This is a genomic window from Sphingobium sp. DC-2, assembly GCF_000722555.1.
Lineage (GTDB): Bacteria > Pseudomonadota > Alphaproteobacteria > Sphingomonadales > Sphingomonadaceae > Sphingobium > Sphingobium quisquiliarum.
The window spans coordinates 19,607-30,583 of sequence record NZ_JNAC01000014.1 but is presented as its reverse complement, the minus strand read 5'-3'; the positions used below and the strand labels follow the sequence as shown (position 1 = coordinate 30,583).

General features: G+C 61.1%; 8 protein-coding genes. 6 read left to right on the top strand and 2 right to left on the bottom strand.

Translation table 11 applies throughout. The features are described from left to right. Positions 1 to 73: 73 nt before the first annotated feature. The 6 genes from ET21_RS0102800 (at position 74) to ET21_RS0102775 (ending at position 8,443) form a co-directional block, all read left to right on the top strand. A complete protein-coding gene (locus ET21_RS0102800; RefSeq protein ID WP_202807110.1) occupies positions 74 to 2,770 on the top strand; it encodes a DEAD/DEAH box helicase in 2,697 nt (898 codons plus the stop codon). Between the two features lie 151 nt (positions 2,771 to 2,921). Further along, a complete protein-coding gene (gene qatA, locus ET21_RS0102795) occupies positions 2,922 to 4,877 on the top strand; it encodes a Qat anti-phage system ATPase QatA (protein ID WP_030538489.1) in 1,956 nt (651 codons plus the stop codon). Positions 4,878 to 5,167: 290 nt separating this feature from the next. Then, on the top strand, positions 5,168 to 5,761 hold the full coding sequence (qatB, locus tag ET21_RS0102790) for a Qat anti-phage system associated protein QatB (RefSeq protein WP_237751474.1): 594 nt from the start codon (positions 5,168 to 5,170) through the stop codon (positions 5,759 to 5,761). Further along, positions 5,758 to 7,107, top strand: a complete 1,350-nt coding sequence (gene qatC / locus ET21_RS0102785) for a Qat anti-phage system QueC-like protein QatC (protein WP_030538487.1) — start codon at positions 5,758 to 5,760, stop codon at positions 7,105 to 7,107. Before qatB ends, qatC begins: the two co-directional genes overlap by 4 nt. A gap of 8 nt (positions 7,108 to 7,115) precedes the next feature. Then, positions 7,116 to 7,868 carry a Qat anti-phage system TatD family nuclease QatD gene (gene qatD, locus ET21_RS0102780; protein ID WP_030538486.1) on the top strand — a complete coding sequence of 251 codons (753 nt, stop codon included), beginning with the start codon at positions 7,116 to 7,118 and terminating at the stop codon, positions 7,866 to 7,868. A gap of 53 nt (positions 7,869 to 7,921) precedes the next feature. Next, positions 7,922 to 8,443: a hypothetical protein gene (locus tag ET21_RS0102775; RefSeq protein WP_051767943.1), complete on the top strand. Its 522-nt coding sequence runs from the start codon at positions 7,922 to 7,924 to the stop codon at positions 8,441 to 8,443. A 391-nt stretch (positions 8,444 to 8,834) separates the two neighbouring features. Here the strand turns inward: ET21_RS0102775 and ET21_RS0102770 are convergent, their stop codons facing one another. Then, entirely contained in the window at positions 8,835 to 9,065 is a 231-nt protein-coding gene (locus ET21_RS0102770) for an AlpA family transcriptional regulator (protein WP_030538484.1), read from the bottom strand. A gap of 332 nt (positions 9,066 to 9,397) precedes the next feature. Beyond that, positions 9,398 to 10,771 carry an MFS transporter gene (locus ET21_RS0102765; RefSeq protein WP_051767941.1) on the bottom strand — a complete coding sequence of 458 codons (1,374 nt, stop codon included), beginning with the start codon at positions 10,769 to 10,771 and terminating at the stop codon, positions 9,398 to 9,400. Positions 10,772 to 10,977: the final 206 nt, after the last annotated feature.

Below are 10,977 nucleotides of genomic sequence, written 5' to 3'. Positions count from 1 at the left end.
GGCCTGATGATCAACCGCCCGGCCGCACACGGAAATCCTGACAGTCCCCGATCTGCCGAACACGACGCTCGGCATGGACGAGCTGGCTCAGCGCTTTCGAGAGACCAGAGCGCGTGCAGTCATCCTCCTGCTGGATTGCTGCTTCAGTGGCGGTGCTCCGGCGCGCGTGATCGACGCCGGTCTGGTCCCCCGCGACGCGGTGGCTTTCCCGCTCGTCGAGGTGGCAGGTCAGGGACGTATCCTCTTCGCCGCATCCTCGGCCGATCAAGAGGCGCTCGAAGATCCCCAATCGCGCCACGGCCTCTTCACCAAGGCCGTCATTGACGTTTTGCTGGAGGCACACGTCCCACTCGGCGTGCTTGAGCTTGTCGATCGCGTTACTCGCCTTGTCACGGCGAACGCTGGGCGATTTGGCTATGTCCAATCACCGACCATGTTCGGCCAGACCGAGGGCGATCTTGTCCTGCCTCCCGGCCAGATTGGTGCCCGCTATCGCGAAGCCTTTCCGGAACGCGTCAATTTTCAGACGACAGGCGACATCCGCGAATTGGCCGCGGCAGGTATTCCGCAAGGAGCCGTCGACGCATGGCATGAGCGCTTTCCTCAAGGGCTCAACGAGCTTCAGATCGAAGCAGTCAACGAAAAGGGGGTGTTGGATGGCAACTCGCTCATGGTCGTCGCGCCGACCAGCGCAGGAAAGACCTTCATCGGTGAGCTGGCGGCGCTCAAGGCCATTGCGGATGGCCGCAAGGCCGTGTTCCTGCTGCCGTACAAGGCGCTCGTAAACGAGAAGTTCGAGGACTTCTCGGCCCTCTACGGCGATCGTCTGGGGCTCCGAATCGCGCGATGCTCCGGCGATTGGCAGGATCAGGTCGGCACTGTTCTACGGGGCAAGTACGACATCGCGTTCTTCACCTACGAAAAATTCCTCAGCATGTCGGTCGCCTCCGCGCACATGCTCAATCAGATCGGCCTAGTCGTGCTCGACGAGGCGCAGTTCATCACCGAGCCAGGTCGCGGCATGGTGGTCGAACTGTTGCTCACCAACCTCGTGAGCGCCCGCCAGCGCGGCGTTGCTCCGCAGCTCATCACACTTAGCGCGGTTATCGGCCACGCCAACCATTTCGACCGCTGGCTCGGTTGCGAGCTCTTGCAAACCGATCATCGGCCGGTTCCGCTTGTGGAAGGCGTACTCGACCGAACCGGCGCACTTACGCGCCTGGGGCCGGACGGTCCCGAAACCATTCAGCTGCTCGACCGCTTCGCGATCCGCCAGCGCGGGCAAAGGCAATCGTCGCAGGACGTGATCGTGCCGCTAGTCCGCCATCTCATTGACGCCGGCGAGAAGGTCATTATTTTCCGCAATGCGCGTGGTCCGGCGAGCGGCTGTGCGAACTATCTTGCGGCCGAGCTTGGCCTTCCTGCGGCGCAAGCGGTGATCGACGCACTTCCCGAAGGCGACCTTTCCCAGACCTCGGAGAGTCTCCGCCGATCGCTCGAGGGCGGCATCGCGTTTCACAATGGCGATCTCACCCGCGATGAGCGCGTCGCCGTGGAGCGCGGATTTCGCCGGGCGGATGGCCAGATCAGGGCCCTCGTCGCGACCAGCACGGTTGCCGCGGGCGTGAACACGCCCGCATCCACCGTTATCATCGCGGAGACTGATTTCCCCGGGCGGGAGCGGCAGCCCTATACGGTGGCTCAGTATAAGAACATGGCGGGCCGCGCCGGTCGGTTGGGGTTCGAGGCCGAGGGAAAGGCAATCCTGCTCGCCGATACCCCCATGGAGCGCAATCAGCTGTTCCGGCAGTATGTGCAAGGTCAGCCGGAGTTCATCCGGTCATCGTTCAATCCGAACCAGCCGGGAACCTGGGTGATCCGCTTGCTTACGCAGGTTAGAGATGTTCCGCGCGGTGCCGTCGTTGACCTGATCGCGAACACCTATGGAGGTTATCTCGCCGCCCTCCAGAATCCGGCATGGCGCGATCGCATGGTTCCTACACTGGAGCGGCTGTTGGACCGCATGATCGCGGATGGCCTGATCGAAGCAGACGCCGATAATCTCCGCCTGACCATGCTTGGGCGTGCCTGCGGCGAGTCTCCCCTCACACTCGAGTCCGCGATGCGCCTGGTTGAGCTGTTGCGTCGTGTTGATCCGGCCGACGCGACGCTAGAAGCCCTCCTTGTTCTCGTCGAATGTCTACCGGAGCGCGACGAGGACTACACACCGCAAACCCGCAATGGTGAGCCGCGGTGGCAGCAGGCCGCCCTTGGCCGCTTCGGACATGGCGTGTGTCGCGCGCTGCAGCATCGTGCCGAAAGCGATGTCGCGTTCTATGGCCGATGCAAGCGCGCGCTCATCGTGAGCGATTGGATTGCTGGCGAACCGACCAATGATATCGAGGCTCGGTACTCGTCTAATGCCTTTGTCAGGGTAGGGCATGGCGACATTCGTGGTTACGCGGATGGCTCTCGCTTCCTATTGGAGTCCGCGCTGCGCATAGCTGCGATCGTGCTGGAGCGGGCCGAGGAACAAGAGGCGGCAGCGCTATTGCTCACCCGGCTTGATCTCGGCCTTCCAGTCGAAGCGTTGCCCTTGAGCACGCTTGGCTTTCCGCTGACGCGGGGGGAAATTCTCGCACTATTTCATGCTGGTCATTTGAACCGAGAGGCCGTTGCCGCCTTACCCGCCGATGCTCTTGTTGAAATCATAGGCCGACGCGGACATGAGTTACATGAAGCGATTCAGCCCGTCATCGGAGCAATTTAATATCTCTCAGTAATATTAGGACATCTCACACATAGATGAAGCGGCAAATTTACAGCACACAAGATCATATAGCTTATCTCGAATTGTTGCGGCACATTGTGCGCGGGGAGCACGGCGCGGCCGCTATGAAGCACCGAGACCAGGGGGCGGGATGATTCTTACTGACAATGAGACAAAGGTAGATCTCCTCAACAACGAGGCGATCGCCAAGACCATCATCGAGCTGCTGCGCGAGAAGCCCGAGCGCGCCGTGACCATCGGTGTTCATGGTGACTGGGGTGCCGGTAAATCCAGCATCTTGGAGATGATCGAGAACGGCCTCAGCTCGGATAAGGACGTCCTCTGCATCAAATTCAACGGCTGGCGTTTTCAGGGATTCGAAGATGCCAAGATCGCGCTGATCGAGGGCATCGTCACGGGGCTTATCGAAAAGCGCCCGTTGCTCACCCAGGCCGGCATAGCCGTCAAAGACATCTTCCGTCGGATCGACTGGCTCAAGATCGCGCGGCACGGCGGAGGTCTCGCTTTCACCGCGTTCACCGGCATCCCCACAGCCGATCAAGTCGGCGCGGTGGTCGGAACGTTGAAGGGAATTTTCGCCGATCCCTCGAAACTTGCCACCCAGGAGAATTACGACAAGGCTATCGATGGTGTGCAGGGGCTACTAAAACCCGGAGAGTCGAAGAATGTGCCGGAGGAGATCGAGGCGTTCCGGAAGGCGTTTGACGATCTGCTAAAACAGGCGGACGTCAAGCAACTAATCGTCCTCATCGACGATCTCGACCGCTGCCTACCGGACACGGCAATTGAAACGCTCGAAGCCGTCCGCCTGTTCGTCTTCACCGCCCGCACCGCGTTCATCGTCGCGGCCGACGAGGCGATGATCGAATATTCGGTGCGCAAACATTTCCCTGAGCTGCCGGATACGACCGGCCCACGCGACTATGCGCGCAATTATCTCGAAAAGCTCATCCAGATTCCTTTTCGGATCCCGGCTTTGGGTGAGACCGAAACCCGCATTTACGTCACCCTGTTACTCATCGGCGCCGAGCTAGGCGAGGACGACCCCGCTTACTCGGCGCTTATAACCGTCGCGCGTGAATTGCTCAAACGGCCTTGGCAAACGGCCGGGCTCGACGCGCAGACGGTCAAAACCGCCTTGGGCGACAAAGCCGGCCAAGTGCAGAACGCGCTCACGCTTAGCGATCAGATCGGTCCGATCCTGGCCAGCGGGACGCAGGGCAACCCGCGGCAGATAAAGCGCTTCCTGAACACCCTGCTGCTACGGCATCAGACTGCGCTCGCTCGGGGCTTCGGAGACGATGTGAAGCTGCCGGTCCTAGCGAAACTCATGCTTGCCGAACGGTTTCTCTCCAGATTGTTTGACCAGATTGCAAGCGCCGCTGCCCGCGATCCGGACGGCCGCTGCGTAGATTTGGCGGCGCTGGAAGCCGCCGCATCGGAGGAGCCAGCCGCCAAGGCGAAGCGAACCGGGTCGAAGATCAGTTCAGTCGACGACGCCAAGCCGACCACCGTGCCGGACTCCAAGGACAGCGCTATCCTGACGGAATGGAAGGCGGCCGATGCGATACGGGCTTGGGCGCAGCTGTCACCGGCGTTGGCGGAAGTCGATCTGCGCCCCTACCTGTTCGTGACCAAGGATCGGAAGGATTATTTCGGTGCAGCCTCCGTCCTCGGACGTCTCGCGGCGGTGGTCGAAAAGTTGCTCGGCCCGAAGCTGGCCGTTCAGGCGTTCGAAGGTGAACTCAAGCAGCTCGTTCCGGCCGAGGCCGCTCAAGTCTTCGAGGAATTGCGCGGGCGCGTTATGGGCGGCGATGCCTTCGATACAGCGCCTCCCGGTGTAGACGGACTCGCCGTGTTGGTTCGCGCGCACCCGACACTTCAAGCCAATCTTCTCGATCTGCTCGAAGCCTTGCCGGCCGATCGGTGCGGGCCGTGGCCCGCGTCGGGCTGGGAGGGCATCATCAAGGATACCGACGCCGTAGCTCGGTTCGAAAAGCTCCTCCAAAGATGGTCGACGTCTCAATCGACCTTCTTGAAGACGACGGCTGGCGCCGCGCTTCGCACGCGGAAAGGTGGCCGCTGATGGGCACGTCGAACGCTTATAGTGGCGCGGGCGGTGGGACGCCGCTCATCCCGAGTTGGCTGCAGGGCGAGGGCGACGGCGGGGCCGGGACGGGCGCGGGTGATGGCGACGGAACACAACCGCCGTCGCCTGATGGATCGCCCCCAGCAGTTCCTCCGGCGCCGGCAGCTCGGCCGGCCGCACCAGCTGGGTCATCGGATCGGTTTACATCTGCCCGAAACAATTTCACGCGGTTCGTAAGCTCGGGTGGCAGCGACCGTAGAAGCCTCGGTCGCGCTGTTTCGCAGTATGTGTCCAAGTCGGCGGGCGGCTCGCGCCAAGCTGCGCAGCGTATGGGCTCTTCGCGAGGGGCAGGCGCCGGGCTCGTCCGATTCCTCAATGACGCCAGCACCAATGGCGTTCGCGAAGCGCTACGAACGCTCAATCTCCAAAGCCTCGCCGGGCGGCCGATCGAGGAAGTGTTCGCGGGGCTTGCCGACTACATCTGTCCCGAAGGGGGGTCGATCGACGAGGGGATCGCGCGCGACGCCTTCGTAGAGACTATCGCAGATCTCGCCGGTGCCGGCATTACCGACATCGACGCGCTTACACCCGGCCAGATCCAGACAGTCTTCGAATTATATGCGACGCACGCGATCGAGGCTCGTATCTGCAACGACATCGGCACCAAGGTCGTGACCTTGCCGGCTGACCCCCGGGCGGCTGAGAGAGTGCAGGCGCAACTGCGTGATTTCATCCAGCGCGGTGTCAGCGACGCCATCAACGCCGCGGGCGTCAACGTTCAGTCTCTGACCCCCGATGCGGTTATGGGCTTCGTGACTAACGTCTATCAATCCGCCTTCGACGTGTTGCAGACGATGGGTGATGGGGAGGCAGCGAAATGAGGCGCCATGTCATCATCGGTCGTTTCGGGCCGGACGATAAGACCCGCGTTCCGAAGGCGCGCGACGAGGTCGCATCGACCTTGCAGTTAGTGGCGGGCACGCGTCTCGATCACGGGATCGGGCGCGCCTTAGCCGATCTCCAAGCGCAGCATCTGACCCCGAGCGAGATCGGCGCGGACATGCTGGTGCTCGCGGCCCATGTCCATGCGGCAGACACCCGCATCTCCCGCTCCACGGAATCGCAGGATGCCTGGACGCGAGAGATTCGGCTAGTCATCCCGGTGAGCGATCCGGTGCAATGGGCCGCCGCAGCGCCCATTCTGGTCCGCGCCTTGAACTTCCTGACCGGCGACAGGTGGGATGTCGGATTCCGCAAACGGGCCAAGAGCTATGAAAAACTGGTTCCCGCCGCGGCTCCCACCCTTATCCCCGCCCCATTCGACGGTGTGAGTCTGTTCTCCGGTGGCTTGGACAGTCTGATCGGCGCGGTCGACAGCTTGAATGCCGGCGAGACGCCGCTTCTGGTCAGCCACGCCGGGGAAGGGCTGGTGAGCAAGTCGCAGGAGCAGTGTTTCGACGGTTTGAAAGCCGCTTACAAATCATCCGCCTTCGATCGGCTGCGGGTGTGGATGAGCTTCGATAGCGGCTTGGTCCAGGATGTCGGCTCGGAAGATACGACGCGCGGCCGCTCGTTCCTGTTCTTCTCCTTGGGCGTCGCCGCCGGCACCGCGCTCGGGCGCGACTTCGTGCTTAAGGTGCCGGAGAACGGTTTGATCGCACTCAATGTGCCGCTCGATCGGCTTCGGCTGGGTGCGCTCAGCACCCGGACGACGCATCCTTTCTACATGGCTCGGTGGAACGAGTTGCTCCGGGCGCTTGGCGTGGCGGGGAAGGTCGAGAATCCCTATTGGGACAAGACCAAAGGGGAGATGGTCGCCCAATGCGCCAATCCTGCACTGCTAAAGCAGCTTGCCCCGTTGTCGCTATCATGTTCGTCACCAACGAAGGGGCGCTGGACCAAGAAGCCGCAGGGGCACTGCGGGTATTGCCTGCCATGTCTCATTCGGCGGGCTTCCCTAAGAGGCAAGGACTCGACAGTTTACGGCGTACCCGACCTGAAGGCCGCCACTTTGGACACTAAGCAGGCCGAAGGTCAGCAGGTCCGATCCTTCCAGATCGCGATCGCACGGTTATCGAAGCGCCCGGATCTCGCCAAGGCCCTCATACACAAGCCGGGGCCACTCTACGATGATCCTTCCCGGCACGATGCCCTGGCCGATGTCTATCGCCGCGGATTGGAAGAGGTTGGGCGGTTGCTGGCTGGCGTTCGAGCCGCACCGTTATAAGAGGCACTATGCGATCTGGTCTCGTTGATTTTCATTGCCACCTCGACCTCTACCCCGATCACGCGGCCGCGGTGGAGCGTTGCGAGCGCGATGGCGTGTTCACCCTCACCGTGACCACCACGCCCAGGGCTTGGCCGCGGAACCACGAACTGGCGTCGGCTACCCGCCATGTTCGGGCAGCTCTCGGCCTGCATCCTCAACTGGTCGCTGAACGCGCCCATGAGATCGGGCTATGGGAGGAGCTGCTCCCGCGAACCCGCTATGTAGGCGAGGTCGGACTGGACGCCGGCCCTCGATTCTACCGGTCGTTCGAAGCGCAAAAGGAGATTTTCGCTCGCATGTTGTCGCTTTGCGCGGTGGCGGGGAACAAGATCGTCACGACTCATAGCGTCCGAGCGACCAAGGCCGTGCTCGATATGATCGAGCAGTACCTGCCGCCTACCCGGGGTCGCGTGGTGCTTCATTGGTTCACCGGCACCGCAGCGGAGGCCAAGAGGGCGGTCGATCTCGGCTGCTATTTTTCAGTGAACGCGGAGATGCTCGCGAATGAGAAGCGCGCAGCGATAACCAAGGCGCTCCCGTTGGATCGAGTTCTGACGGAAACAGATGGACCATTCACCCAGACCAACGCCCGCCCGACCACGCCGAGTGATGTCTGGATCGCTGTAGATGGTTTGGCACGCCTGCACGGCATGCCGTCCGGTGTCATGTCTGCCACCGTCATGCGTAATTTGAAGAGTTTACTCGCAGAGCAAGATTAGGGCTCCCCCATGCGCACGGCGCTTTCTTTCGAAACAGAGGATCTCAAGCTATATTGTCTGATTTGACCCATGATCCTCAAGCTGCGCTTGCAATACTCGCTGGCGCTATCGGTACGCTGCTCGAAGACAAGGATTTAGCCTATGCCGATCCTTCAGAGCAGGCGATCGTGGGGCGCCTCGCGGTGCTGCTCGAGGGCAAATTCCCGGGCTGGTCGGTCAATGTCGAATGGAACCGCCGAGGGGACGTCGCCAAGCGGCTGCATTATCCGCTGCATGAGGACGATCCTGGCCGGGAAGCCGCAATCCGGCCAGATCTCATCGTTCACCGCGTCGGCCAGCGCGAAAATCTGCTCGTCGTCGAAGCAAAGAAGGCGGCAAACAACGACTTCGAAGGCGATATCTGGAAACTGAAGGGGATGACCGAACAGGCCGGCGCCTATGGCTATGCCGCAGGCCTCCATCTCGTTGTCGACATGCCGGCGGGTGTAGTTTTGCGCTGCGATGTTTATGTCGACTCAGCATTTCACGAAGGCTTGACCGACTGGCTGCGCGATCAGCTACCTGGCCCGGACTGAAATTTGGTGCCGGCCTCGACCAACTCTTTCAAGAGCTCAAGTGCGATACGGCGCCAGCGCCTAATCGCGGCTGTAGGGCCGTTATGATGGCTTAAAGAACTGTTTAATATAAGTAATATTGCAAAATTGGTGCGAAGCGACATCTGGGAGAGATCTCTTAATTTATCACCCCACTTCGGTCATTCTGACTCCTGCTAAGTCACTGAACGTTTGTTACATCTTGATTGTCCGGGATCATGCTTGACCGACAATGCCCGTCGGGTGCTGAGCGGGATAATTGTGGACCATGCCTTTAAATACCATAAGACATTGATTATTATGGAATAAATTGGAATGTGGCGAGGACTGGGGCCGGAGGCTGGGAGCGGTTGATCATGCCCGAACGTGACCATCACGCCTGATCACCACCGTGCGCGCCGAAGCCCCTGGATGCACGGCACTGCACCTTATTCTTTTCATCCCATGCATCAAGCTCGTCGAGCGGGTAGAGCACGGCCTTGCCAATTTTGACGAAGGATGGGCCGAGACGCATCGCGCGCCAGTTTCGAAGTGTCCCGACCGAAATGCCGCCCCTATAGCGTTCAGCCACCTCGTCGGGCGTAAGGAATTTGCTATCTGGCACTACCGCCTCCTTCGGTAGCACAACCAGGGCCGTGTCACCGCGTCTTGAGTTTGATCATCGCGGTAGCCTGTCGAGGGTCGCTTCGGGTTTTTGTTCATGCGCCCGGGACTGGAGCCTCACGCTTCCGCACTGACATACATGCTGCGGCATTCACCGCTGCGAAAGACGTTCCAGGCAGGTATCGGAGAAACGGATACCATAGAGGCCACATAGGCGGGGTTGGCCGCGCGGTGCCTTATCGACGGCGCTAGGTGCCGAGCAGGTGCTGCGCCACGGATATGTGGACGATCTCTGCGATTGGGCGAGGATATGCGGCTGTTCCGTGTTTCGGATCACCGGGAGTTGACGTTAAGGTCAGAATTGACCTCTTCCTCCCTGATCTTCGCGAACGATATGATTGCTGCCGCCATGGCGAGGGCACATCCGACCCACGAGGCGTGGACGAGTCCGTTTAGAAGCTCGGACTTATCGGTGTTTGCGCTTGGGAGGACCAAACCCAGAAGAGACGTGGCAATCAGACCGGCTGTTCGCGAGATGGCGTTGTTCAGTCCGGAAGCGACACCAACGAACCTGTTCTCCACCGCGTTCATCACGGCGGTGGTGAGGGGCGCGACCGTGAGCGCCATCCCGAGGGATATCGTCACGAGACCGGGAAAAATATTCAGCAAATAGCTGACCCGCTCCTCGCGGAGGGTTGCGATAAGCGCGAATCCGATCGCGACTGCCACAGGTCCAAGCGACAAGGTTCGCCGGACTCCCCATTTCGTTGCAAGCCCTCCCAGAGGTCGCGATAGCGTCCCCATAACGAGCGGTAACGGCAGAAGGGCGAAACCAGCCCGTGTCGCGGAATAGCCAAGTCCGTTCATGAAGAAGAGGGGAAGCAGGACCATGAACCCGCCAAGGGCGCAGTAAAGGAGCAGGGTGAGGATCGAGATTCCCGAGAAGCTTCCGGAAGCGAAGATGCCGAGGGGCATGATCGCATCCGCTTTCTTGCGCCGTTCGACGCACAAAAAGGCCACAAGGCTCATAAGTCCTACCCCGGCTGTGCCGATCACGACCGGGTTCGACGTACCTGAGTGAGGGAGGTAGGTAAGCGAGACAACTAGATTTCCCAGTGAGACTACGGCGAGCGCGCCTCCGGCTAAGTCGAGCGGAACGCGCTGCGGTGGCGATACATCGGTTGGGATGCTTTGTATTGCCATCAAAAGAGCCGCCGCTGCAGCAGGTATGACAATCGCGAAAGACCAGCGCCAATCGGCGTGATCGACCACGACGCCTCCTAGCAGCGGAGCCGCCGCTCCGGCGATTGTGCTCGCGGCCGCCCATGTGCCGACCGCGCGTCCGCGCCTCTTCCCGGAGTAGGCATCGGCAAGGAGCGCCAAGCTATTGGGGATGACAAGGGCGGCGCCGACGCCTTGAACGAAGCGTGCGGCGAGCATCACCGCTAGGTTGGGCGCACATGCGCAGCCCAGGGTCGCAAGCGCGAAGATCACCAGGCCGAGTATGAAAAAGCGCTTGCGCCCGAGACGGTCGCCGAGCGCCCCCCCGAGCAATACCAACGCCGACATCGGCAGGAGATAGGCGTTGATGATCCACTGCAGACCGGCGGAGTCCGCGCCAAGATCGCGCTGCATCGAAGGCAGTGCGACTGTGATGATCGATGCGACGGTCACAGCCAAGCTCGAGGCTAGGATCGTCGCGACCATGGTTCCCGATCCCGGATTCGCGACAGCGCCTGACATACCGCGCGCAGTCAACTCGTCACAAGGGGGCGGGAGGACCATGGTCAAAAAGCTGGCTCCAGGTATGGCCGCAGCGATATGAGATCCCGCCGAAGCACCCGTTGCATTTCGGTGAGGGCCCTGCCGATCGTCTCCACATCAACTCCCAGCCATTGTTGCCAAGGCATCAG

Bases quoted from the DNA above. Each gene is read 5' to 3' on its own strand.
- qatA (WP_030538489.1), top strand. From the start codon at position 2,922: ATGATTCTTACTGACAATGAGACAAAGGTAGATCTCCTCAACAACGAG.
- ET21_RS0102765 (WP_051767941.1), bottom strand. From the start codon at position 10,771: ATGGTCGCGACGATCCTAGCCTCGAGCTTGGCTGTGACCGTCGCATCG.
- ET21_RS0102800 (WP_202807110.1), top strand. From the start codon at position 74: ATGGACGAGCTGGCTCAGCGCTTTCGAGAGACCAGAGCGCGTGCAGTC.
- qatC (WP_030538487.1), top strand. From the start codon at position 5,758: ATGAGGCGCCATGTCATCATCGGTCGTTTCGGGCCGGACGATAAGACC.
- qatD (WP_030538486.1), top strand. From the start codon at position 7,116: ATGCGATCTGGTCTCGTTGATTTTCATTGCCACCTCGACCTCTACCCC.